The organism is Microcoleus sp. Pol12A5 (genome assembly GCF_036701435.1).
Lineage (GTDB): Bacteria > Cyanobacteriota > Cyanobacteriia > Cyanobacteriales > Microcoleaceae > Microcoleus.
In genome coordinates, this window is sequence record NZ_JAUBQU010000094.1 from 1 (window position 1) to 25810 (window position 25810).

Below are 25810 nucleotides of genomic sequence, written 5' to 3' on the forward strand. Positions count from 1 at the left end.
GAGGCTTTTATTAATTTGCAAAAAGAGGTGATGGAGGGTAGGGTGAAACAGCAAGCTTTGGAATTGTTACGATCGCGTAAATGTTCTGCCACTGCTTGAATCCCGTTCGATCGACCTTTTGGATAAAATAAGGTCGATCGACCTTTCGGGGGCGGGCTTTCCGGCCCACCCCACAAGAAAATTCACTCTTTGTGGAACAGGCCCGAAAGCCTGTTCATAAAAATGATACGCCAAGCCTGGAAAAAGGTTTCTACTGCATTCCTAGCTGTTGCCTTAACGCTTGTGGAACATCAACGGCTGTATCCAAACCTCGAACATTCTCCCAGTTTGTGTTTTCATCCCATTCGATATCTCCAAAAATTCCGCTGAGGTCTGCACCGCTGAGGTTTGCGCCGCTGAGGTCTGCGCGGCTGAGGTATGCGCCGCTGAGGTCTGCGCGGCTGAGGTTTGCGTCGCTGAGGTATGCGCCGCTGAGGTCTGCGTAGCTGAGGTTTGCGCCGATGAGTTGTGCGTCGATGAGGTTTGCGCCGCTGAGGTCTGCGCCGCTGAGGTATGCGTGGCTGAGGTCTGCGTCGCTGAGGTCTGCGTCGCTGAGGTTTGCGTTGCCGAGGTTTGCACCGCGGAGGTATGCGCCGATGAGTTGTGCGCCGCGGAGGTTTGCGCCGATGAGTTGTCCGTGGCTGAGGTTTGCGCCGCGGAGGTCTGCGTGGCTGAGGTTTGCGTCGCTGAGGTTTGCGTTGCGGAGGTATACGCCGCCAAGGTTTACGCCGCTGAGGTCTGCGCCGCTGAGGAATCTCCCAACTGTTTGGAGAAAGCCAAAATACCCAACACAACAGCTATAACCGATAAGACGCAACAACCGAATTTCATCGTCAGGTCTACCTTCAGCATTAGGTTTCCCACAAGGATAAAACACCATTTTGTCTTTGAGTTCATCTTTCTCCTGACCGTAACTGTGCAACTCCAACAGCAAAATCATCACATTCAAACCAGCATAAATATCTATTTGTCGCTGTCCCAAATCTTGGGTTTTCAATTGATCTCGCAGTAGGCGCATCTTCTTCTGAGGCAAACTTTCCGGCAGCATATCAATAAATTCCCCATCGCACCAATGCAGATAAAAATCTTCCAGACGCTGGAATAACTCCACAGGGCGAAACTGATTTTCCTCGCCTGGACCAGCCGGAGTTGTTAACAACCCCATCAAATATTCCACAATTTCTTCCGTCAGCGGCCCATAACCCAACAAATCATAAATCTCCCAGTCCATCTGAGAGTCTTGAGTATTAAATCCTCTACCTTTTTTTCCCGGTTCCGTCCACTCTTCCAAACTTTCTTTCAACCGTTCCGCACACAGAAATTCACCAAAACTCTTGTGTACAAACTCCACAGAACCTTCTTTACTGCCTTGCTGAAGATAAAAAACCGCCAAAGCATTTCTCAGAGGATCGTCCTTAATCCGTTCTCGTGCTTTTTCAAGTAATGCTTTAACCGAGTTATCTGCTTTCAATCGTTCCTCAATCATCGCTACAGGAGCGCATTCCCCTCCCGACTGCACCACGCACAACCCTGCTTCTGTCAGGATGCGCCGCAAATCCTCTGTTTCCAATTCTGTCAAAGCCTGATTGAGCTTATCAGGCCGCTGTTTTGTGAGTACCCAATTCACAGTTTTGTTGTAAATCAAAATTTTTGCTTGAGTGCTGTTAGTTCCTTGAAAATCCTCAACTTTCAAGATTTTGTCCCGGTGCATGGCAGCTAACAGATAAAGCAAGAGCGGCTCTCGCGACAGTTCTGATTTTACAGTCTCTGGACAGCATTCATCTTGCAAAAAATGCTGAAAAGCAGAGGTTTTTTCCGCCCCAAATTGGGCTTCCCACTTGCTCAACCACTGTTGCTGTAGTCCGTCATCCATTACCTGAATTTCGACTCGCTCCAAGTTATCTGGCATTTGCCTTTCAATCCCTTGCAAAGCTAAAGTTCTGCCAGTAATCAAAAACCGGTGTCTCATTTCCGAACTCTGCTGACAGTCCCGCTGAAATTGCCCTACTTGCTTGAGAAATTGCTCTAAACCGCCGCTGCTTCTCCCCTCCATCAGCAACTCATCAAAGCCATCCAAGAAAAACAAATATCGTGTGTTGCGATCCGTCAACCAGCCGTCATCGCTAGCAAAACCAGCATTAATTGCTTCTTTCAGCGTCTCTCGAAAACTCTTTTGCAATTTGGGAATATCTCTCAGTCGAATTAACACGGGCGTCCAAACTGGATGCAAATGTTGCCACACCCAGTCAGCAAACATCCGACAAAAAACGCTTTTACCGCGTCCGGGCCCAGCTTCGACAAACATCACCCGATTTTGTTTGTTTTCATCCTTAAGCAATTGCTTTGCCCAAGTTTCTAAATCAAATGCTGGGACACGCTTATTAACCTTGCCATTTGCATCGATTGCCTTTGCCTTCAGAGGCACGTAGATATCTTTGAATGAAAATTTTTCTTTAAATACCGGTTCTAGCGGTAGAGAGTAAATCTGTTCTTGCAGGTATTTGTCAATGCTGTGATATTTCTCCTGTTCCTCCCGCCATTCGCTGATAGAAGGCTGTCCCAGATGTTTAATTGCATCGCCGGAAACTGCCCAAGCTTCGATCAAATAGCGGTGAGTATTAGCAGCAACTCTCTTTGTCAAAATTTGAGCTTCATCGGCGTTTAGTCCGGCTTGTTCCAGCCGTTCTGACAGCACTCGGTTAAATTCCGTGGCTAACATCGAATCGCGGAAGCAAATAACAGTTTCTTTGGCTGCTTTATCGCTCAATTCTAAATCCGCCAATTTTTTAAGCAACTCCTTGACTTTAGCGGAAACCGGAGTTTGCCCGATGCGATTTAACAGACTCTCGTCTTGTCCTAGAAAATGCTTAAAACTTTCCAGATAAGCCTCCTGACTGACGAGGAAAATGCACTCAGCTAAAGTCGGCTGCAGTTGAGTTTTTTCGATAAAAAATGCCAGCAGTTTCGCCGCCATCCCGACAAATGGCAATCCAGTTCCCACAACTTGAGCTAAGGGAGAGTTCAAAACCTCTAGCAGCAAGTTGCTATTGTCCAGCCCTTGTTCTTTGAACATTTTTGCCACTTCGGCGGCTGTTTTCCCAGCTTCTCCGATTCCCTCCGCTGCTTCGGCGGAACACAGTTCTTTGATATCAGTATTTAAGAATTTCCAAATGCGATTTGCCATTTTTACTTACCCTGTTTCAGAAGAGAGAATCTGAGAAAATCTACATTTAACTCTGTAAGCATTCCGTAATTCGCCGCCACAAATCTGTTCTCAAACTAACAACTAGAAAAGATTAACTCTCTTTTACCTTGACAAAACTACAACAATCCGCAATAATAGTAGATTGTCTGTCTAAATCCGGCTCGGATCAGGTTAAGACATTCCAAAAGCTGGAGAGCAGTCAGCAGTCAAAAGTCCACAACGACCAATGACCAATGACTCATCAGCTACCTGTACGGCAATCTCAACCACCATCCCATGACTTACGCAATCATTGAAACCGGCGGCAAACAATTTCGGGTAGAACCAGGCCGCTTCTACGACATCGAACTGCTTCACGTTGAAGCTGAATCCAAAGTCACCATAGACAAAGTATTTCTGATCCAGCACGAAGGCGAGGTTCATATCGGCCAGCCTCTACTAGAAAATGCCACTGTAGAAGGAACGGTTCTGCGGCATTTCCGGGGCCGCAAAGTCCTCGTCTACAAGATGAAGCCGAAAAAGAAAACTCGGAAGAAAAAAGGGCACCGTCAAGAAACAACTCGCTTTATGATTGACTCGATTAGCGTCAACGGTACAGTCTTAGCCGCCAGAGACTTAACTCAAGCAGTTGTTGAAACTCCCCAAACCGCCGAAACTGATTCAGAATAAAAAATAGTAAATACAGTTGAGGATATTATGGCCCACAAGAAAGGTACAGGCAGTACACGTAACGGACGCGACTCTAATTCTCAGCGTCTGGGTGTCAAAAAGTACGGCGGTCAAGTTGTCAAAGCTGGCAACATTTTGATCCGCCAACGCGGCACTAAAGTTCACCCTGGTAATAATGTTGGTATCGGCAGAGATGATACTCTGTTTGCCATGATTGACGGTGTGGTGACTTTTGAAAGAAAAGGCAAAACTCGCAAGAAAGTCAGCATTTATCCTGTGGTTGCAGCACCTGTGGCTGAACCCGTGGCAGTTTAATTGCGATATTAATTCCTCGTTCCGAGGTTCGGCCGATTCCGGAGAACTTAAGGTCAAACCGATAGTCCGACAGTCCGACAGGGGTTGAAACCCCTGCCTCAAAGCTAAAGTCCTCGGTCGAGGACTGAAGAACTCATTAGTCCTCTTGAGAGGACTTTAGCTATTAGCCAGGGAATTCATTCTCTGGCGGACTAGAGGCTTAATTTGTCACCCATTTGTGGCTAGCCTCCTCCGACAATTGTGACAACTTCTAAGATGTCGCCCTCTTGCATTTGTGTAGTTTCCCAAAATTGTTTGTGCAGAATTTCCCCGTTGTACTCCACAGCCACCAAGCGCGGGTTTAATCCCAATTGTTCTAGTAATTTTGGTAACGGTGTGTCGATCGCACAATTGCGGGTTTCTCCGTTAACTTGCAGCGCAATTTGATTTATCATCAGTAAAATATCTGTTTTTAGGGCGGGTTGGGTAACAAAATTATATTTTATGCACAGATTTCCTGTGCTAAACCCGCCCTATAAATCCCCAATCAACCTAGCTTTTTCCGTGCAAAGCTTTCTGAGCTTTCAGATTCTGCATCCGAATCAACTGCGAGATGAAAAACTGCGTCACTAAAGTAGGCTGTTCTGCTTCCATAATCGCGCGTACTGTGGCAACCCTTTGAGCTCCAGCATTCAATACTTCATCGAGGTTGTTGATATCAATTCCGCCGATCGCAAACCACGGAATCGGTGACTTAGTAGCAGCATACCGCACATAGTCCAAACCCGCCGCCTGTTTATCAGGTTTAGTAGGAGTGGAGTAAACAGGCCCAACTCCAATATAGTCGGCTCCCGCATCAACGGCTCGCTGCATTTCCTCGCCATTCGTAGTCGAACAACCGATGATCCGTCCCGGGCCGAGCAACTTGCGCGCTTCCGCCACAGGCAAATCTCCCTGTCCTAAGTGTACGCCGTCGGCATCCGCTGCGATCGCAAAATCCACGCGATCGTTCACAATCAGCAAAGCATCGTAGCGGTGACAAAGTTCGCAAAGCTGGCGCGCATTAGCCAACTTTACCCCGTCGTCTGAGGTTTTGTCGCGGTACTGCACCAAAGTCAGTCCGCCTTGCAAAGCAGCTTCCACAACTCCCATCAAGTTGTCTCTCGGCGAAGTTACAAGGTATAACTGCGATCGAAGTAACTGCTGGTAGCGCCGGTAAGCCAGCAAATCGCTTTCGAGAGTATAAACCCGATAGCGCATCTGCTTAAAAGCCGCGCCCATATTCCGATCGTAAATTTTGCCATACTCTTCGAGTACCCGCAGAGCTTCTTCCACCCGACAGAAATTCGCCTCCAGTAGCTGCTGAATGCTCGAACGCTGCTCTTCCTGCGGGTGAGTCAACTCCGTACCCGGATCTGCCGGCGTATCCCTAGCACTGCGAAGTTCTGCGACGTGCCAAGCAGCCAATTCTTGACGCAGTTGCTTGCACTCGCCAGCTAAATCCGCGCTGTTGAGACCAAACCTGCACCATTCTTCAATAATTCTCAACCCTTCGCGCGATCGATCTAAATTTGCATCTAAAATCCGGCAGAGGGCTGGCTGTGCCGGTAAAGTTCTGTTTTGTTTGTCGGTCATTCAGAACCACCCTAATTATAATTAATCTTACCAATCAACCCGCTATATTCTCTCACGCCGTCAAGATTGTGGCAAAGCAGGCGGCTTAATTTTGGCATAAACCGATGTAAATTAGACAATAATTTTTTAAGTTTTATTGAATTTGATGAAAACAAAGCATAATAGATCAAACTTGATAAGAGTGGAATCGTTAAACTGCATACCACACTTCGGAGGAGAGCCGTGAGGTTAGCAGAACAACACAAAAGATTAACAGAAGAAAACCCCAGCAGGCGGGTGAAATCAAAGTTCGATCGCGAAAACCCGACGCCGAACTCGGGAAGCGGAACTCGGATCGCAAATCAGTGGGGTTTATTTATGCTCCTAAATTCTCAATATAGCGAGTGCAAAGAAAAGCGATCGCAAAAATCTTGTTTGAGTTCTTGCCTTCTGCTCGTCTTTGCGATGACCGCCCTTTGCAACCATCAACCGTCAGTTATCGCTGCCGGGATACCGGGAGTGCAGCTACTTTCTCAGACGCTGCAGAGCGAGATTAACATACTGTACGTCAGCTCGACCGGCGGCAGCGACACAGGAGGCAACGGCAGCGATCTAGCTCCCTTTAAAACCCTTACCTACGCCTTAAGCGTGGCCCCGCCCAAAACAGCGATTTTGCTAGCGCCCGGTACTTACAGCGAGCAAACCGGCGAAAAATTTCCATTAATGCTCAGGCCTAGCGTGACAGTTCAGGGAAATCCCAACACTCGCGGTCAGAATATTGTCATCAAAGGCGGAGGATACTTTATCAGTCCGACTTCGGCCGGTCAAAATATTGCGATTTTAGGCGCAGACGGGGCGGGACTCAGCGGGGTGACGGTGACAAATACCAACTATCGCGGTTACGCTTTGTGGATCGAATCGAGTTCTCCAACGATTGTTAACAATACTTTTTCTGGGAGCACTCACGACGGCATTTCGGTAGTCGGTACTTCCAGGCCGACGATTGGCGGAAATGTTTTCTCGAAAAATGGAGCTAACGGCATTACTATTTTTGGCAGTTCCCAGCCGGAAGTTCGAGATAATGTGTTTGAAAACACCGGATTTGGGGTGAATGTAGCGCAGAACGCTTCGCCTCTGCTAATCGGTAACAAAATTACTCGCAATAAAGATGGCGTGGTCGTGCAAGCTAATGCTAGACCTGTGCTGCGTAACAATTATATCGAGAGTAATCGCCGGGACGGAATTGTGGCGATCGCGAGTTCTCTGCCGGATTTGGGAACTGCCGCCGAACCGGGGGGCAATGTCATTCGCAACAACGGCCAGTACGATGTCAACAATGCGGCAAAAGGTCAAGTAATCCCAGCTTACGGCAATCAATTGTTGAGCAGCCGGACGACGGGTTCGGTTGATGTGGCAGGAACTTTTACGCCGCCAATGGGGGGAAGTGCTTTGCAGCTAAGGGCAGATCGACCTCCCAGCATCGGTGGCCCAGACACTTCTCTCCCGGCTTACACTCCCGGGCGGCTAAGTCCCAGAGTAGAAAGAGCGCCACTTCCCCCGACTGCGCCAGTTTCTAGGCGACCAGTGCAAAATCGACCCGCACCGCGAAGCGCTCAGTTGCAGCAAGAGCTTTCTCCGAGGAATGCCGCTGCTTCATCGGTAGTCCAAGGCGCGATAGCAATTCCCGTGCCCGATCCGAATTATCGCTCGGTTTCGGAAAGTTCGGTACAGCAACCAATTATTCCTCCCAATTTTGATAGTTCCAGTTCGGTTGCTTCCGAAGGTAGATTGCCTGTTCCGGGCCGCAACATTCCTATCGGAAGGGGCGGCTATGTACCTGCACCTTTAGGGGGGAATTCTTTGCCCGATGCCGAGGATAATTCGCCGTCATTTGATAGAGCCAGAGCTTTGGGTTTCCGGTATCGAGTTGTGGTGGATACCGACAGGCCGGGCGATCGACAAAAAATGCAATCCCTCGTTCCCGATGCTTTTCGCTCTTTTTCCAGCGGGCGACCGGTGATGCAAGCCGGTGCTTTTCGGGAACGCGAAAAAGCTGATGAATTGCTACAAATGCTCAGCGATAACGGTTTGAATGCTCGAATTGAGGAGATTAAATAGTTATCGGGCATTGGGTATTGGGCATTGGGCATTGGGAATATCCTTTCCGGCTAAGCTGTTCGGCATTTAAAGGAGCTTAACCAATAACCAATAACCAATAACCAACAACAAAATTTTAGGGCCTAGCATATCGGATGCCAGACCCTAAAAAGTTTGTAAATTAAGTTGATTCAAGTGGGTTTTTAGCTCTGCTGAGTTTCAGCAAACTACAACTAAGGTGGACTTTTTTGCAACTACTCTGCATACGAGCTAGCTATCAGCGGAGTCTATTCAGACTTCTGTGTTTGACTGTTTTGCGATCGCAACTATTGATTAATCCAATAGCCTCAAGCTATCTAACCAATACGAATCGCAATATCAACCTTTCTTTGCTAATAAGCTACACGGTTCAGGCGTTGCCTGCGGACTAGAGCCGAGCGGGACAAATACTCTAATTCCAAGTTTTTTATCCAAGTTTTTTGTGCTTCTTGGTTTTGCCCCTCATGTTTTTAAGTTAACACCAACTGCGCGCATAAAAGCACGTTGTTTACCAAACTTGACACTTTTTGATGTGATGAAATACTTCCAAAAGCGATTATTAACAATTTGTACGATCGCCCGATACCGCAACGTGCATATCCGGCACTTTGCGCTTGCTATCAACGCAGCAGAGCTTCCCAAGTTGCGCGGCCGACAATGCCGTCTGCTGGCAGTTGATATTGTCGCTGAGCCGCCTTGACAGCAGCTTGAGTTTCCGGGCCAAACACGCCGTCAGCACTCACCCGCAAAAATCCCTTGGCCCGCAGCCGTTCTTGCAAATCTCTGACTGCCGCCCCCCGCATTCGTCTTCTTAAAACCGGAAAATTTGTTGGCTGCGCTTGGGGGTTAATCTCTGAGTTATCGGCAGTTACAGGAGCGTTGGCTATGGGGTTTTCGATCGCGCTAGCTGCAGGAAACAGCCGGTTCCAAGTATCTTGACCGACTATGGCGTCGGGAGGCAGGCCTGCTGCTTCTTGGAAGTGAGACACAGCTCTAGCGGTGCTTTGTGAGAAAATCCCGTCAACAGTGTCAGGGTAAAAGCCCAATAATTTAAGAGCAGCTTGGAGTTCGCTCACTTCCGAGCCGCGGCTGCCCAATTTGAGCGTGGGGCGGACGAGCGCACCTGTTTGAGCGATCGGGCTGTTGCTGTTACTCTGTTCGGAGATAGGTAGCTGTGCGACAGCAGGAGTAGGGGCGATCGATCCCATTACCAATAAACCGCACAAACTCCAGCCGAAGAGCAAACTTGGAACCTCGCGGGCTTCATTCCAGCTTGCTGTCAAGTTTTGGGACATTGGGAATTCGACCTCTGCAAAACTGGTAGCGATCGTACATCAAATCTGGAAAAAATTGGGAATTTGGGCATTGGGAATTGGGCATCGGGCATTTACTGGTTCCGAGGCAAAGCCAGGTTCCCACATTAAATCAAAACTCGCAACTTTTCCTTCCTTGCCTTTCCTAAAAAAAATTTATCCCTCTCAAATAGCTGCAATTGGCAAAAAAACTGCTAGATTGCCCTACAGAAAACATTGAACCGCGTTCATTGGGCCCCAGCAACACCATGTCCGAATCCAGAACCGCCAGCCAAATAGACATCGGCAACGTCAACATCGGGAACTTCCAAGTCGGCAGCATCAGCGGCACCAAATACAACGATTTTAACGCCAACGGCCGCCCCGATCCCGGAGAAGTCCCCATTCCCAACTGGCAAATCTACCTCGACCTCAACAACAACGGCCAGCCAGAATTTAACGAACCTTCCACCCTTACAAACCCGCAAGGCAACTACATCTTCGCCAACCTGCCACCGGGAACGTACCAAGTTAGGGAAGTCCAGCAGCCGAACTTTCGCCAAACTACCCCAAATCCCGCACCCATCACGATTACCAGCGGCACAAACGCTGGCAATATCAATTTTGGCAACAACTTTAACGCAGGGACGATCGCAGGCACAAAATTCAACGACATCAACAACAACAGCAGCCGAGATCCCGGGGAACAAGGGCTAGCTAACTGGCAAATTTACCTCGACCTCAACCGCAACAACAGGCTCGACGGCGGCGAACCTGTTACTTTGACCAACCCTCAAGGCAATTACGCTTTTGTCAATATTCCCGCAGGTACATATTTGGTCCGAGAAGTCCAGCAACCGGGTTTTCGCCAAACCACGCCTGACCCCGGCCCGGTTAACGTTACTTCCAACGCCACTGTCAACAACATCAATTTTGGCAATGTCTTTTTTGTCGGCAGCATCAGCGGTCTCAAATACAACGACCTCAATGCCAACAGCGTCCGAGATGCGACAGACCCGCCTCTGGCCAACTGGCCAATTTACATGGACCTCAACGGCAACGGCAGCTTTGAGCCCGGCGAACCCAACACCATTACAAACCCGCAAGGCAACTACACTTTTGCCAATGTTTCTCCCGGCCGATATTTGGTGAGGGAAGCCCAGCAACCGGGATGGGTACAGACTACGCCAAATCCAGGCCCGATCGACATAATCGGCAATACCAACGTTGTGGGCGTCAATTTCGGCAACAATTTTCCTACCGGCAGCATCAGCGGCTTTAAGTTCAACGACATCAACGCTAACGGTATCAACGAACCGACGGAGCCGAGAGTTGCCAACTGGCCGATTTACCTTGACCTCAACAACAACGGCGGCCGAGACCCCAACGAACCTTCGACTTTAACAAACGCCCAAGGTAATTTCTCTTTTATTAACTTGCCCCAAGGGATCTATGTGGTGAGAGAAGTCCCGCAGCCGGGTTTTCGACAAACTACGCCCAATCCGACTCCGATCGCCGTCGGCAACGGCACGAATGCCACTAATCTCAGCTTTGGTAACGTGTTGGTGACGGGCACGATCAGCGGTGTGAAATTTAACGATTTTAACGCCAACGGTCGCCTAGATCCCGGGGAACCCCCGATCGCCAACACTCAGATTTACATCGACCTCAACAACAACAGCAGTTTAGATCCGGGCGAAGCGAGTACCTTAAGCGACCTTCAGGGCAATTACAGTTTCCGCAATGTTCCGGTAGGTAGTTATGTTGTCCGCGAAGTTCAGCCACCCGGTTTCATTCAAACGACTCCGCCTGCGGTGGTTGTTGTGTCGGCAGAGATTCGGGCTAGCAAAATCGATGTGGTGACGGGAGATGTGGTGACGGCAGATGCTGAGGGTAGGTTGGCTAAATCCTTGAAGGACGACCCGCTGACGAATGCCAGCAGCTATGCGGGACTGGAACCTGCAGGTAATATGGTGGCGGATAGCTTGCCTTTGAGCGAGGGTCGTGATAGCGATCGAATTACTAAATTTTTGCGTGATGGATCTTTGGCCAATTTAGGCAATATTCCTAACTTTGGGCAACAGAATGTCGGTCTGGAGCCTCACTCACAAAGTGGTAATGTTGTCAACACAAAGGAATTAATTAATAAGGGGGCGATCGGGAACTGGGTCAGCACTGTGGCTGCGAGAGATTTCTCGGTTATGTAGGGTGAGACAAAGCTCGATCGCCCGGAATCCCAAACCGCAGATAAAAATAACGAAGAGGTGAAAGGGCGCTCGCGTGATACCCTATTGTTGGCAACCTCCAACACTCAAGCCTAAGTTCCGGCAACTCCGAAGCTGGCTTGTATATTGGGTGCAAGACTCAGAGGTAGTAGCATCTCTGTGAGTGAGAAACTATCAGGTAATTCCCCCAAACCCATCGGCGTATTTCCAGTCAGGGCAAGTCATAATCAAGTCCGGTAGCTCGATCGATGCTGGTTCTGTGTCCTTGGCAATCCCAGAGGAGGCGATCGTCTAGGACAGTGAACCAGGACGAACAAGAACGATGCCGCCGGACTTGATGTCAGGGGGGAGAAGTCAGTCTTAGGCTTTTTAAAGCTCGAAACAGCAAGTATGTACGGACAGAGAAGGCGTGCAAATCCTGAAGAAGTTGCCCTCAAATTGCCAGGGTTCTTCAAAACCTGATATACTTGCCAGCGACAAAGCTTGAGGCATTGTTGTGTGAGATGGGAACATTACCTCAAGTGCAGACGTATGTAAAATCGAGTAGCGGTTGTCAGCTATTAGTAAAAACTACTCAGCAAGTTACAACCCATACAGTAGTCTGTAATTTACGTGGATTTAGGTGTGAAGGAGAGAAATCATGGCAGATAACTCAAATAACTCAAACGAAGAGCGCATTGCCCAGCAATTACAGCCAGTGGTGGTTGGGAATGCTGGCCCGGCAATTTTAGGCATCAAGTTCTTTGACCAGAACCGGGACGGCATCCGACAGCCAACTGAAATAGGTCTGCGGGATGTCCCCATTCTCCTCGAACCAGCAACAAGCAGCAACGGTGTATTTAATGCTGGTACTGGCGAACTCTCAACCACGACGGACGCTAACGGCGCGTTCTCATTCATAAATCTTGTCCCCGGCAACTACGTACTTACGGAAACGGCAATACCTCCTGGTTTAACCCCTACTACTCCCAACCCCCTAGCTGTCACCGTTGGCAACAGAAATGTCAACGTTTTGTTTGGCAACGGCCCAGTCGATCAAGGCAGCCGAATCGTTGGATGCAAATACCTAGACATAGATGCCGACGGCTTCCGAGATGGAAATGAACCGGGGATTAAAAATGTCAGGATTTATATTGATGCCAATGGCAACGGTCAACGCGATGCAGGGGAACCCAGCACCTTAACAGACAAAAATGGTGCATGGTCGTTCAACGTAGCACCCGGAACCTACAAGATTCGGGAAGAACGGATCATACGACAAATTAGTTCCGTTACCGGACTAGAAGTTAATGCTACAAACGCAGAACCCTTAGAAACACAAGATTTTCCCCAAAGCACACCCCCCGGCAACGTTCCCGTACTCGACGTGACGGTAGCAGCCGGTCAAACCTTTGCCTGCGCTCAAGTTGGCGATACTCCGCTCTATCAAATTGAAGTTAACAAATTTCGAGACATAGACCGCAACGGCTTGCGAAATGTTGTTAGTGGAGTATTGGAACCCCCGATTGCCCGAGTACCGTTTATTTTAGATGTCAACGGGAACGGTCGCTGGGATGGAGCAGGCTCCGAACCGATAGCCATCACAGATGCCAACGGAGTAGTTACCTTCAAGGATTTGCGAGCTGGCAATTACAGAGTGTTGGAAATTTTTCCAAGTGTACTGCCTGCTGAAGTAGGTGGTGGTGTCCCAGGAAACCTCAATGCTCCAGTATCAACCACTGCAAACCCCGCTCTGGTTTCGGCACCAGGGCCGCAGGCGCGATTCCAGGGTACGATCAGCAGAGAGCAACCGCTGCTAGTAGCAGACTCAACCTACACGCTGAAACCAAACGACCCTAAATTCGTAGACTCCAACCGCGACGGCGTTCAACAACCAGGTGAAAGATCGATCGCGACCACTGGTGAGCGGCCGATTTTTGCAGCCCCAGTTACAACTTTACCAGCCCCCAACCCCTCGCCATCACTTACCTTTTCTCCGGTTGGAGCTACTCAGGGTATTGGCAGTAATGCCGGTGTGGGCAACACTCTACCAATCATCAATGTCTTCAAGTACAATGACTTGAATGCCAACGGTCGCTACGAACCAAATCAGGGTGAAGCGCCAATTAGCGGTGTCAGTGTCTTCCTAGACACCAACAATAATGGCACTCCCGACACTGGAGAACAGCAACTCAGGACAAATGACCAGGGAAGAGCCGCCTTTACGAACTTGTCACCGGGCAACTATATCGTCCGCGAAGTTGTACCGCCGAATTTCTCGCCTTCTACTGCAGATCGCGTCGATGTTACCCTCAATCTTCAGGACGCCAACGTTACCTTTGCCAACACACCCAGCAGCAACATCACCGGGTGCAAGTTTGAGGACTTCAACCTGAACGGTTATCGAGATGGAAACGAACCAGCTATTCCTGGTGTCAGTATTTTTATCGATACTAATGGTGACGGTCAGTTGCAAGCAAATGAACCGACTACTACTACCAATCAGTTTGGTACCTTTGCATTCAACAATTTGCGCCCTGGCACTTACAAAATTCGAGAAGTAACGCCTCCTGGTTACTTCCAAACTACCCAACCAGTAGATGTTGTTCTCGGTGCAAATCAAACCTTTACTTGCGCTTTGGTCGGTAACTCCCGCCGTTACGACCTCTTGGTTCCTAAATTCCGAGATGACAACCGCAACGGTATAAAAGACGGAAACGAACCGCCTCTTGCCGATGTGCCCTTCACTTTGGATTTGAATGGCAACGGCCGCTACGATGCTGCAACAGAACCGCTGGTGAGAACTGATGCTGCTGGGATTGCTCGGTTTAATAATTTGTCTCCAGCCAGCTACTCTGTTTTGGAAGTCTTCGATACTCCGGGCGTTCCCAACAATTTCCCGATCCGAACTGGGCCCAACCCGGTTAGCTTTGACGTGCCGGGCCCTAACACAGTACCTACGGTGGTGGCACCGACGCCAACAGCGACGCCAGCCAGAACTGCTTCTGACCTCGATCCTCTGACGGAGGGCGGTCTCTTGACAGCTTCTCAACTACGCAGCAGAGTTGACAACCAGGTCGTACTTGATGATGCTGGTGCGGCTAATGTTGTTGTCAAGAATTTGCCAGAGCAGGTACAGGCTTCGATCGAAACGTTTTTAAAAGCTCAGCAGCAGCCTTTCGAGGAAGCATCACTGTGGGCCGCTCCTACTCAGAAGGCTTCGCCTACCGGGTTTTAATGTTAGGTTGGGTTTCTAGTTAGAGACTCAGCAATTAGCAACTACCTTCTTTAAACTGCACGTCAAATCATTTTTTGGCGTGCTTTTTTCTGTTTTGACACTAATTAGAGGCTCGCGGGGCGGGTTTATCGATTTCTTGAATTACTACCGGAAATATTGTTCGTGAAACCCGCCTCTACAACAAATATATCCCGATGCTGCTAGAGGGGGGTTTTACCGACAATCTTTGAGGAAAACTCACAATTTATATAAACCAGCCCGCCACAATCATGGGTTCGGCTGACGGATTTATTTATCTCTTTAATTACTGTCTTTAGTCGTAGGGCACGATCGGCAAAAAGAGCGATTCCCCGCCTCAAGAAAACCTTTATTTATAGAGGTAGAACGTAGAGGAATATGTTATGCCAACTCAACAACAAACCAATCCGGCTCAACATCAAGAACAGCAACCCGGTATTGAATCCCAAATGACCCCGCAACCCCAATCCTTTGCGGAGGGTTATCGCGGTAGCGACAAATTACGGGACAAAATAGCCTTAATTACCGGCGGAGACAGTGGGATCGGGCGTGCAGTGGCGATCGCCTTTGCCAAAGAAGGCGCTAACGTGGTCATCAGCTATCTCAACGAAGATGATGATGCAAAAAAAACCAAAGAGGCGATCGAACAACAAGGCCGCCGCTGTATTGCGATCGCCGGCGACATCGGCGATGAAAGCATGTGTCAAAACCTTGTAGAACAAACAGTTAAAGAATTTGGCCATCTCGACATCTTAGTCAACAACGCCGCCGAACAACATCCCCAAGAAAGCATAGAAAACATCACCGCCGAACAATTAGAGCGCACCTTCCGCACCAACATTTTCTCCATGTTTTATCTTACAAAAGCCGCTCTCAAACACCTCAAAGAGGGAAGTGCAATTATCAACACTACCTCTGTCACCGCCTACAAAGGCAATCAACAATTACTAGATTACTCCTCCACAAAAGGAGCAATTGTTGCCTTTACCCGTTCTTTGTCTCAAAGTTTAGCTGAGAAAGGAATTCGCGTCAACGGAGTCGCCCCCGGTCCGATTTGGACGCCTCTAATTCCTGCAACTTTCCCTGAAGAAAAAGTGGAGAAATTTGGTGCAGACACTGCCTTGGGACGCGCAGGTCAACCCGATGAAGTTGCCCCCAGTTACGTGTTTTTAGCTTCAAAAGATTCGTCTTACATGACTGGTCAAATTTTGCATCCCAACGGCGGATCTGTTATTAACGGGTAGATTTGGCGCGAGTTAATATATAAATAACCGCATTTTGTGGGGGAACTTTCACCCACAACCTCTGACTATAACTCACCATATAAATAAACCCGCCCCCACAACCACGTTACCTAGGGCGGGTTTATTCATTTTTTTAGTTATATTCAATCTGCTAGCATCGTCGGGCGTAAAATCCAGTCAACAGTGATGCCCACTTAGCTTCGCCAAAGGGTTAACAATCACGGACGATGCAACCGAAATTGATACAATTAATCTGCCCTCATCTGCGGTTAAAAAAAGAGAATTTATCCAGCCGCAGATGACAAGAGATTGACGCAGATGAAGGCTGATGAAAAGAATAGATAAATGAATAATTCCGATGCTAACAGATTTGATATTAGTTTTTGAACATTGGTGAGTTTACACAAATGACACAAATGAGTTTACACAAAACAGTAATCCCGCTACGTGGGTAGCGGGATTGATAGGTTGCAGTTTAGCTAGTTTTTAGCTCGCCTAGAGCTACAATTAGCTCGCTGCTGAATTAGCTCAGGTTAGCCATTTCTTGCTGGATAGTGCTTTTGGCTGCTTTGAATTGAGTAGCCATTTGTTCCATTTGTGCTTCGCTCAAGTTGCGGCGAATTTGAGGGAACATATCGTTTTCTTCTTCTTTTACGTGATCTTGAACCGCTGTTTGGAGCTGTTTGATTTGGGCTTTGAACTCAGGAGAACTCGGGTTCATTGACTTAATCTTGGCGAGCATTTGCTTCATTTCTGCTTGCTCGTCGTACAGTTCTTGAGTGTTGCTGTAGTAGCTGCGAATTGCTGGGTAAACAACTTGTTCTTCGGCTTCGGCGTGAACGCTGAGGTCTTTGTAAAGTTGACCGAAGAATTCTTGTAGTTTTTGAGGATCGTCGGTGCTTGCGATTTCCATAAATAGGGTATCGGCTTTGCGGTGATCCATTGAGATGATTTCGGTGATGTTCATCTCATCTTTGCTGCGGGTAACTGCACCGCCGATGATGCCGGTCATTGCTGCCATTGCATCTTGTACGCGAGCCCAAACGCCTTGGTCGGGGTCTTTGCCGGTCAGTTCGCGCACGCCTAAAATTTCGAGAACTCCTTTGAGTTGTTCTTGGTGAGCGCGGTTCTCAAAGTTAACTGTGTTGAGGGGAGTAATGGCTGCTTCGATGTCGGCGCCAACTACTTGGGCGGCTTTATGAATTAATAAGCCAGCCATTGTTTGTTTGTGTTTGAGCAGTTCGTGCTGGCTGACTTTTTCAAACAATGTTAGTTCAGAACCTTGCATGAGTTTCTGAACTTCTTCAATCATTTTTGTGCTGGTTTCTTTGGGCTCGGCTTGAATGCCGTATTGCACGATCGTAGTTTCTAATACGCCCAAGTTTTTGCGATCGTCTTCGAGCATATCTCGGAAGCGCTGGGCTAGTTCGGAGTCGTTGCAGGAATTGATGAATAATTGCTCGTTAGCGATCAACAGGTTTTGCAGCGCTTTCATGTCTGCTAATTTAGTGGCGATCGCTTGGCGCTTGGTATCTTCTAGGGTAGCTACCATCTGTCGTTTCTCCTCTCAATGTCTTTAGTGTTCTTACATCTCTTAATTTATTGATATATTCTGATAACATCCTCTTTCTCCCGACTGATTCATTAATATCCCGCGCAACCTATTGACTTTTAAACCAAGAAATGATAGTTAATTAATGCTAAGGTCGTTTTTGAAAAAAGCAGAAATTACCCTTAATAACAACCGCCAACTGACAACTGCCAAGCGCCAACTGCCAGCAGTCAACTGACAACTGCCAACAGAAGACTGACTTTTGTATCAATTAATCCCGATCGCATAGCTGGAAGGCGCTACCATAGTTGCAGCCGAAGTTAACTAAAGTTTAAGAATAACTAGCTTGTCTCAACTGCTCACTGCTTTAGAGTTCCCAGCCAATGTCTGGAAGCTGAATAATGGGTTAACGGTCATTCACCAGCGGATTTCGGCCACACCGGTGGTCGCGCTAGACGTGTGGGTGAGGGCTGGCGCTACGCTGGAGCCAGATTCTTGGTCGGGAATGGCTCATTTTCTAGAACACATGATATTCAAAGGGACGGATTCGATCGCGCCGGGAGAATTTGACCAGGTAATCGAAAATCGCGGCGGTGTCGCCAACGCAGCTACAAGTCACGACTACGCGCATTTTTTTGTTAACGCAGCAGCCGATTATTTAGCAGAAACAGCCCAGCCGCTGGCAGAATTGCTGTTGCGGGCTTCGATTCCGGATCGGGAATTCGATCGCGAGCGAGATGTGGTACTCGAAGAAATCCGTCAAGCTCAAGACAATCCCGATTGGCTGGGTTTCCAAGCCATGATGGAAACAGTTTACCAGCGGCATCCCTACAGGCGATCGGTACTCGGCACGGAAGAGCTGCTGATGTCGCGAACTCCCCACGAAATGCGCTGTTTCCACCGATCGCACTATCAGCCGGAAAATATGACTGTGGTGGTAGTCGGGGGAATTGATGAAGAACAGGCTAGGGATATCACGGCGAAAGCATTCGAGCAGTTTTCAGACAGGTGGGATTGTCCCAAATTAACCGCAGAGGCGGAACCGCCACTGATAGAAATTCGCCGTCAGGAATTGGGCCTCCCCCGATTGGAACAAGCGCGGCTGATGATGGCCTGGACGGGCCCGGGAGTTGAACATTTGCAAAGTGCTTGCGGCTTGGATTTGCTGTCGGTGTTGCTCGCAGACGGGCGGACTTCGCGTTTAGTCAGGGAACTGCGGGAAGAATTACAATTGGTAGAGGCGATCGACAGCACTTTCTCGCTGCAACGGGAATCGAGTTTATTTACTATCAGTGCAGTCTTGGAAGCCAAGGATGTCGAACAGGTGGAATCTCGGATTTGCGATCGACTTTGGCAATTGCAGTCTGAGCCAGTTTCCGAGGTAGAATTGCTCCGCTGTCAGCGTTTGCTGTGCAACGATTTTGCTTTCTCCCTCGAAACGCCGGGACAGCTCGCCGGTCTTTACGGATATTACAATACGATCGCCACTGCGGAATTAGCGCTCAGCTATCCCACCAGGATTAAAGCATTTGGGCCTTTAGACCTCCAGCGCCTAGCTCAACAATATCTCTCTCCCCGACGCTATACAGCCGTGGTACTCAAACCAATCTAATAACGGTTGACGGTTGACGGTTGACTGTTAATTGAAAAAAGGTAAGAGAAGACTTGCAGCTAAAATAGCAAGAGCGATGGTTACATTAAGTCATCATCGTTTTAGGCATATTAAGCATATGTCATACAAAGTAGATTTAGGTGGATTCCTAGATTTACCGGGTTAAATGTATCTGTTACTGTGGTCAACAATCAACAGCGAACAGTCAACAGCCAACAGTCAACAGTCAACAGTTAACAAAGAATTCAATGAAAAATGAAATCCAGCGCACGGTTTTAGACAACGGTATTGTTGTCTTAGCAGCAGAAAATCCAGCAGCAGATATTATTGCAGCTAGGATATTCCTGCGGGCCGGCAGTCGCTACGTGCAGCCGGAACAAGCAGGATTGTGTCACTTGCTGTCGGCGGTAATGACTAAGGGAACCGATCGGCTGTCTTCGCTGGAAATTGCCGAGCGTGTAGAATCGGTGGGAGCGAGGTTGAGTGCCGACTCTACTACAGACTATTTTTTAGTGAGTTTGAAGACGGTTTCTGCAGATTTTGAGGAGATTTTGGAGTTGGCGGCGCAATTGACGCGATCGCCTACTTTCCCGGAAGCTGAAGTCGAACTCGAACGCCGCATTGCCATATCGGCAATTCGTTCGCAGCAAGAACAGCCGTTTGCGATCGCCTTCGAGCAATTGCGGCACGCGATGTACCAGGAACATCCCTATGCTTTTTCTCCCTTGGGCACGGAAGCTACGATGTCAAAGCTCACCAGAAAGGAGCTCGAAGACTTCCACAAAACCTATTTCCGTCCCGATAATGCAGTTATTTCTATAGCCGGCAGAATATCCACCGAAGATGCGATCGCCCTGATCGATCGAACTTTTGGATCCTGGAAAGCGCCTTTAACACCCCTGCCAACTTTAAGCGTCCCCCCCCTGTCACCCTCCCCTGAATCGGTCGTTACGGCGCAAGATACGCAGCAATCAGTGATTATGCTGGGCTACCTCGCACCCTCTGTCAAAAATCCCGACTACGCAGCGATTAAGTTGCTGAATACTTATTTGGGTAACGGTTTGTCGAGCCGATTGTTTGTGGAATTGCGGGAAAAGCGGGGCTTGGCTTACGACGTTTCCGCGCTCTACGCGACGCGCTTGGACACGGCTCAGTTTGTCGTGTACATGGGTACTGCGCCGGAAAATACGGCGACTGCTTTTGAAGGATTGCGCGCAGAAGTCGATCGACTCGCCAACACCGAACTAAGCGAGGAAGAATTGCAAGCTTGCAAGAATAAAATGCTCGGTCAATATGCTTTAGGAAAACAAACTAATTCGCAAATTGCCCAAGTTTTAGGTTGGTACGAAATTTTGGGATTGGGAATTAAATTTGACCAGCAGTTTCAAGAAGAAATTGCACAGGTGACAGCTTCACAAGCGCGGGATGCTGCTAAGAAATATTTTGTAGAACCGTATATTTCTTTGGTTGGCCCGGAGGCGGCGATTGCAGAGTTGGGAGTGGCGGCTGTTTGTTGAGTAGGAAATGGGCGATCGAACTTTTCAAAAGTTCGATCTGTTCGATCTGATTATACGCGAGCGCCCGGACCTGATATAAGCTCCAGCAGAATATGTCAATATCCCACCGATGGTTGAATATTCACTAACATCATTAGGTGAAATTTTCCTCGAGCCGATCGCAACGCTTTACGAGTGGGGTGAGATACATCTTGCTGACTTAGCAGCGATTCGTACTAATCGAGAAAATGCACAATGAGCGATCGAACGGCTCAAATCAGCGGCCGTAGATGTCTTTAACTCAGCACCCCGGGTTTCGTCTGTATGCTGGATTTAATTTGTTCTGCCGCGCCCGTTCATTCACTTGGCACCACTTCGCGTGACGCTAGGAAACCAAGGACAATTGCCACCAAAATCAATGCTGGAACATCGCCGAGGAGGTGTCCGCGTTCCGCAGAATCAATCACTGCGTGTACCGCCATGATCAGCCCGTGGACCACACTCGACCACACGGTGAACCAGATTAAGCTGAGATGCGTTTCTGGTTTTCGAGAAGCCCACAGCAAAAAGACACCAAGCGTCGCATAAATGCCGACGATCATCTGTTCGTATTCGTATTGACCTGGTTGCCACGACCAGCCAGACGACCAAACCTTCATCAGTGGATAGACAAGCAGAAAGGCAATTCCGACAACAACAAGGGCGATTCGCAAGTATCGATGATGCTGATCCATTGCTCTAACCTCCTATTATTTTCGAGTATAGTCTCTACCAACTAGATTCGTATTTTCGCAGTAAATATCTTGAGCTCGATCAAAATAATACCTCCCACGATTGTGGTGCCGTTCTAAACGCTTCTGAATCAACCACAAAGAAGGTGCTTATCAAGATCGGCTTCCCGCCACACCCCCATAGAGGACTTGTCGCATAACGGTTGATTTGAGCGGCAAACGATCCATCCTAACTAAAAATATCATAATTGAACGTTTTCTGTTCCGGAGCGGTCTAAATTGAACAGACGCCCGATATGTCTAATTTATATGTACTTAGTAAAGCACTTTCAGATAAAAAAAGAGCTGACTCCGTGGGTTAGCGGACTCCTCGCCGCTTCCCTGCTGGCAGGAGTAGGCTACACAGCTTACAGCCAACTCACAGTCAAATCCAGCCGCGAAACCAGACGCAGGGAAAAAACCGTTGCTGTAGAAAGGGTGAACCTGCCGATTACAATTTCGGCAAACGGCACAATTGTGCCCGAACGTTCCGTTAACGTCAGCCCCAAAACTTCAGGAATGCTCAAAAGTTTGCTTGTCAAGGAAGGAGATAAGGTTGAACAAGGGCAGATTCTCGCCTACATGGACGACTCCAACCTCCAAGGGCAACTTACCCAAACTCGCGGACAACTCGCAGCCGCCGAAGCAAACCTGCAAAAATTGCTCAACGGCACTCGAACCCAGGACATTGCTGTGGCTAAGGCAGTGTTAGCAGAACAACAGGCAAGTCTGGAAAAATTGCTCAACGGCAATCGAAGCCAGGATATTGCCGTAGCTGAGGCACAACTAGCTGAACAACAGGCGAATTTACAAAAATTGCTCAACGGCAATCGAAGCCAGGATATTGCCGTAGCTGAGGCACAACTAGCTGAACAACAGGCAAATTTACAAAAATTGCTTAAGGGCAATCGCCCTGAAGACATAGCCCAAGCAATCGCCAAACTCAAAGATGCCGAATACGCCAAAAACCAAGCTGAGGAAGACTTTCAGAGAAATCAGGAACTCTATAATGCCGGAGCCCTTGCTTTGCAAGTTGTCAACAACTCCCGCACCGCGCGCGATCGAGCTCAAACGCAAGTCAGACAAGCCGAACAAGCTGTAGCTTTGCTGAAAGCGGGTACTCGCCCTGAAGAAATCGCTTCGGCGCGCGCTGCTGTGGAGCAAAAACGGCAAGCTTTGACCCTGGCGCGATCGGGCGCACGCCCCGAAGAAATCGCAGCAGCCCAGGCCGCCGTCGAGCAAAAACGGCAAGCTTTGGCCCTGGCGCGATCGGGCGCACGCCCCGAAGAAATCGCAGCAGCCCAGGCCGCCGTCGAGCAAAAACAGCAAGCTTTGGCGCTGCTAGAAGCAGGTTCTCGCCCCGAAGACATCGCCCAAGCCCGCGCCCAAGTTCTCGCCGCTAGAGGCAGCCTGCAAAGCGTTCAAGCGCTGATCGGCGACACTGTGCTGCGGGCTCCTTTCACCGGCACTGTCACCCGCAAGTACGCCGATCCGGGCGCTTTTGTGACTCCCACGACGGCAGGTAGTGCGGTTTCTTCGGCTACTTCTTCTTCGATTTTGTCCTTAGCTTCAAAAAATCAATTAGTAGCAAACGTAGCAGAAACTAATATTTCTCAGATTAAGATCGGCCAGGCTGCGTCTATTCAAGCCGATGCTTTTGCGGGAAAGACTTTTGCAGGTAAAATCACTCAAATTTCGCCTCAGTCGATCGTCCTGCAAAATGTGACAAGTTTTGAGGTAAAAGCGGCAATTATTAATGATGATAAAGAAATGCTGCGATCGGGTATGAATGTGAATGTGGAATTTAAGGCCGGTGAACTTAAAAATGTTTTGGTAGTTCCGACTGCGGCAATTGTCCGCCAACAAAGGGAAACGGGGGTTTTTGTTCCCGGTGGAGAAGATGGCAAACCTGCTTTTATGCCGATTAAGACTGGTATGACGGTGGATGACAAGACGGAAGTGCGATCGGGTTTGAAAGGAAATGAAAAAGTGCTGCTTACTTTCCCGCCCGGATCGCGGCCTAGATCCCAAAATCCATCGTCGGGTGGAATTCCGGGTTTGCAACCGGGTGGCGGCACTCGTTTGCGTTAGTAGTCATTAGTCATTAGTTAGTGGTTGACAATTACCAATTGCCAATTACTAATTTCTAATTATTACTTACCAATTATCACTTACCAACAGCACTACACGGATAGCGTTTTTTTTCCTCTTGCTTCTTCTTTCTTCCGTGTTGCTTATTCCTTCTTCCTTCAATTTCCGGCTTACCCATTACCCATTACCCATTACCAATGAAATTACAGACTCGCCCCCGCACCAACAAAATCTCTAACGTTCAAATCGCTTTCATGGCGACAGAGGCGCTGTGGAATAACAAATTACGTACCAGTTTAACTATGCTGGGCGTAATTATTGGGATATCTTCGGTAATTGCCATTACTTCCGTGGGACAGGGAGTACAAAAATCAACTGAAGAACAGTTAAAGGCTTTGGGTACAAATGTGCTGTTGGTGTTATCCGGCGCTGCGCGATCCGGTGGTGTCAGTCAGGGAAGCGGTTCTGCTACTACCCTTACTTGGGATGACGCAAAGGCGATCGGCAAACAAGCTCCTGCTGTTAAGGCAATTTCGGCTTATTTGCAGCGCCAAGTGCAAGTCGTTTATGGCGGACAAAATTCATTTACTGCTATTTTGGGAACAGATTTAAATTATCCCGATGTCAAGAACATTCAACCTCAACAAGGACGGTTTTTTAACGAGGATGAATTGAATGCTGCTGAGCCAGTAGTTGTCCTCGGTTCTAAGGTGCGGGACGAACTTTTTGGAGCCGGAGCTAATGCGCTCTCCTCCGATATTCGCATTCAGGGAAACCGCTATAAGGTCATTGGAGTGATGGAAAGCAAGGGGTCTGTAGGGGGAACCGATCAGGACGATCGAGTGTATATTCCCCTCAAAAATATGTCTTCGCGGATTGTGGGCAGAAATTCTTTAGCGGGGATTGCGATCTCTGGTTTTTGGTTGGAAACTGCGGGCGAAGCGGATTTAGCGGATGCTCAATTTCAAGTAGAAAATATCATGCGCTTGCGCCACAATATTTATCCGCCACAACCGGATGATTTTCGAGTTGTAAATCAAGCTGAGATAGTTAATACTTTCAGCAATGTGATAGGTTTATTTACGGTTATGATCGGAGCGATCGCCGGAATTTCTTTGGTGGTTGGCGGCATCGGTATTGCTAATATTATGTTGGTGTCTGTTGTGGAACGTACTAAGGAAATCGGGATTCGCAAAGCCGTAGGCGCTACTAATGCAGCAATTCTGATTCAATTTATGGCGGAATCTATTTTAGTTTCCACGGTGGGGGGAACGGCGGGTATTGGGTTGGGAGTTGCGATCGCCTTTGGGGCTTCGACAGCGTTCAAATTTCCGTTTGTGGTTTCTGTATGGTCGATCGCAGCCGGTTTTGGGCTGTCTTTTACTGTCGGGTTGTTAGCTGGAGTATTGCCGGCTCGGAATGCGGCTCGCTTAGATCCGATCGCAGCCTTGCGGAATGATTGAACTTAGTGACGATCGCCCCAGTTAAATTGAAAAGTCCTGCACGCAAGTGTGACAATTATAGTCCTGGGCTTACGTGTGGTCTGAAACCGGGTTTGATGCACGATCGGACTTGGTTGTCGGCGACAGATGCGCTAATTCGCTAACGCGACTCAGACAAAAATTCCATCAAAAAAGGCTGCAAACTAACACAGGCAAAGGGTTTGAGCTTGAATTGGGATCAGTCCAGAACTGACAAGGATTTCAGCTATGACGTGGCATCCAAATCTTTCCCTTACCTAGACAGCTTTTCAGGTCTTTAAGGGGCTAGAAAATGTCTAAATCCCATTAAAAATAATATATAGCCTTTCTCATAAAGATGAGGTACAAAAACGGCAGTGAGTAAACCAATTCCAAATATTTTTGCCCTGTAACGGCATTAAATCGAAACCAACAGTACCTTTGCTAAATCTTGATAATTACCTGACGGGGTGACAACCCCGTCAAAACCCTGATAAAATCAAGGATATAGCCCTCATCCCTCGGTGAAAAAAGGGTAGCTTATTTCGTCTAATCCTGATTAATTCTGCAATAATATCTTGACAAAACTCCATCCCAACTACCCAAGATTGACCATATATCCCAATCCAAAAGCTACTGTGTCGTCGCTGGGAACGTTGAGATTCTGTTAGGCGACCGACATACTTTTGAATTCCCATCTGCTTGATTTTTTGACCTTGTAGGATAGCAGAACTATAAGCAAGAGCAATGAGGAGGATTAATTTCTGTAAGCGTTCATTACTAGCATGACTCTTCTCTAAATTAGGGCTTGCTGAATAATTGATCGCTTTTTGGCGATCGGGAGTGATCGATTATTCAACCAGAGTTAAAGATGAG

At 48.3% G+C, this 25810-nt stretch carries 17 protein-coding genes; 11 read left to right on the forward strand and 6 right to left on the reverse strand.

Annotation, left to right across the window (positions count from 1 at the left end; all coding sequences use genetic code 11):
* Positions 1-250 precede the first annotated feature (250 nt).
* On the reverse strand, positions 251-3223 hold the full coding sequence (locus QUA45_RS21100; protein WP_333222023.1) for a pentapeptide repeat-containing protein: 2973 nt from the start codon (positions 3221-3223) through the stop codon (positions 251-253).
* A gap of 297 nt (positions 3224-3520) precedes the next feature.
* On the opposite strand from QUA45_RS21100, the gene rplU reads away from it, so the two are divergent.
* Together rplU and rpmA are read left to right on the forward strand one after the other, a co-directional pair.
* On the forward strand, positions 3521-3913 hold the full coding sequence (rplU, locus tag QUA45_RS21105) for a 50S ribosomal protein L21 (protein WP_333036112.1): 393 nt from the start codon (positions 3521-3523) through the stop codon (positions 3911-3913).
* Between the two features lie 27 nt (positions 3914-3940).
* A complete protein-coding gene (rpmA, locus tag QUA45_RS21110; protein WP_333031965.1) occupies positions 3941-4228 on the forward strand; it encodes a 50S ribosomal protein L27 in 288 nt (95 codons plus the stop codon).
* A gap of 221 nt (positions 4229-4449) precedes the next feature.
* On the opposite strand, the gene thiS is transcribed toward rpmA, so the two are convergent.
* Both thiS and QUA45_RS21120 read right to left on the reverse strand, forming a co-directional pair.
* A complete protein-coding gene (thiS, locus tag QUA45_RS21115; RefSeq protein ID WP_015176890.1) occupies positions 4450-4662 on the reverse strand; it encodes a sulfur carrier protein ThiS in 213 nt (70 codons plus the stop codon).
* 97 nt (positions 4663-4759) lie between these two features.
* Complete coding sequence (locus QUA45_RS21120; protein WP_333222024.1) at positions 4760-5842, reverse strand: thiamine phosphate synthase; 1083 nt, start codon at positions 5840-5842, stop codon at positions 4760-4762.
* A 222-nt stretch (positions 5843-6064) separates the two neighbouring features.
* On the opposite strand from QUA45_RS21120, the gene QUA45_RS21125 reads away from it, so the two are divergent.
* The gene (locus QUA45_RS21125) at positions 6065-7939 is read left to right on the forward strand and encodes a DUF1565 domain-containing protein (RefSeq protein WP_333222025.1); all 1875 of its coding nucleotides are present in this window, start codon (positions 6065-6067) and stop codon (positions 7937-7939) included.
* Between the two features lie 638 nt (positions 7940-8577).
* Here QUA45_RS21125 and QUA45_RS21130 read toward each other — a convergent pair.
* On the reverse strand, positions 8578-9252 hold the full coding sequence (locus QUA45_RS21130; protein ID WP_333151702.1) for a peptidoglycan-binding protein: 675 nt from the start codon (positions 9250-9252) through the stop codon (positions 8578-8580).
* A gap of 266 nt (positions 9253-9518) precedes the next feature.
* Between QUA45_RS21130 and QUA45_RS21135 the strand changes: the two genes are divergently transcribed.
* From QUA45_RS21135 to QUA45_RS21145, 3 genes are all read left to right on the forward strand, one after another.
* Positions 9519-11456: an SdrD B-like domain-containing protein gene (locus QUA45_RS21135; RefSeq protein WP_333099320.1), complete on the forward strand. Its 1938-nt coding sequence runs from the start codon at positions 9519-9521 to the stop codon at positions 11454-11456.
* A 658-nt stretch (positions 11457-12114) separates the two neighbouring features.
* Positions 12115-14691, forward strand: a complete 2577-nt coding sequence (locus QUA45_RS21140) for an SdrD B-like domain-containing protein (protein ID WP_333222026.1) — start codon at positions 12115-12117, stop codon at positions 14689-14691.
* Positions 14692-15092: 401 nt separating this feature from the next.
* Positions 15093-15953, forward strand: coding sequence for an SDR family oxidoreductase (locus tag QUA45_RS21145; RefSeq protein ID WP_333099323.1), 861 nt, complete (start codon positions 15093-15095; stop codon positions 15951-15953).
* A gap of 523 nt (positions 15954-16476) precedes the next feature.
* Here QUA45_RS21145 and QUA45_RS21150 read toward each other — a convergent pair.
* Positions 16477-17505 carry a hemerythrin domain-containing protein gene (locus QUA45_RS21150; RefSeq protein ID WP_333152686.1) on the reverse strand — a complete coding sequence of 343 codons (1029 nt, stop codon included), beginning with the start codon at positions 17503-17505 and terminating at the stop codon, positions 16477-16479.
* A 346-nt stretch (positions 17506-17851) separates the two neighbouring features.
* On the opposite strand from QUA45_RS21150, the gene QUA45_RS21155 reads away from it, so the two are divergent.
* The 3 genes from QUA45_RS21155 (at position 17852) to QUA45_RS29235 (ending at position 20872) form a co-directional block, all read left to right on the forward strand.
* Positions 17852-19117 carry a pitrilysin family protein gene (locus QUA45_RS21155; RefSeq protein ID WP_333152688.1) on the forward strand — a complete coding sequence of 422 codons (1266 nt, stop codon included), beginning with the start codon at positions 17852-17854 and terminating at the stop codon, positions 19115-19117.
* Positions 19118-19365: 248 nt separating this feature from the next.
* Entirely contained in the window at positions 19366-20634 is a 1269-nt protein-coding gene (locus QUA45_RS21160) for a pitrilysin family protein (protein WP_333222027.1), read from the forward strand.
* Between the two features lie 100 nt (positions 20635-20734).
* A complete protein-coding gene (locus tag QUA45_RS29235) occupies positions 20735-20872 on the forward strand; it encodes a hypothetical protein (protein ID WP_445304967.1) in 138 nt (45 codons plus the stop codon).
* 97 nt (positions 20873-20969) lie between these two features.
* On the opposite strand, the gene QUA45_RS21165 is transcribed toward QUA45_RS29235, so the two are convergent.
* Positions 20970-21347: a DUF6632 domain-containing protein gene (locus QUA45_RS21165; RefSeq protein ID WP_333036129.1), complete on the reverse strand. Its 378-nt coding sequence runs from the start codon at positions 21345-21347 to the stop codon at positions 20970-20972.
* Positions 21348-21653: 306 nt separating this feature from the next.
* Here QUA45_RS21165 and QUA45_RS21170 point away from each other — a divergent pair, with 306 nt between their 5' ends.
* Both QUA45_RS21170 and QUA45_RS21175 read left to right on the forward strand, forming a co-directional pair.
* Positions 21654-23474, forward strand: coding sequence for an efflux RND transporter periplasmic adaptor subunit (locus QUA45_RS21170; RefSeq protein WP_333099329.1), 1821 nt, complete (start codon positions 21654-21656; stop codon positions 23472-23474).
* Between the two features lie 197 nt (positions 23475-23671).
* Entirely contained in the window at positions 23672-24937 is a 1266-nt protein-coding gene (locus QUA45_RS21175; protein ID WP_333099331.1) for an ABC transporter permease, read from the forward strand.
* Positions 24938-25810 lie beyond the last annotated feature (873 nt).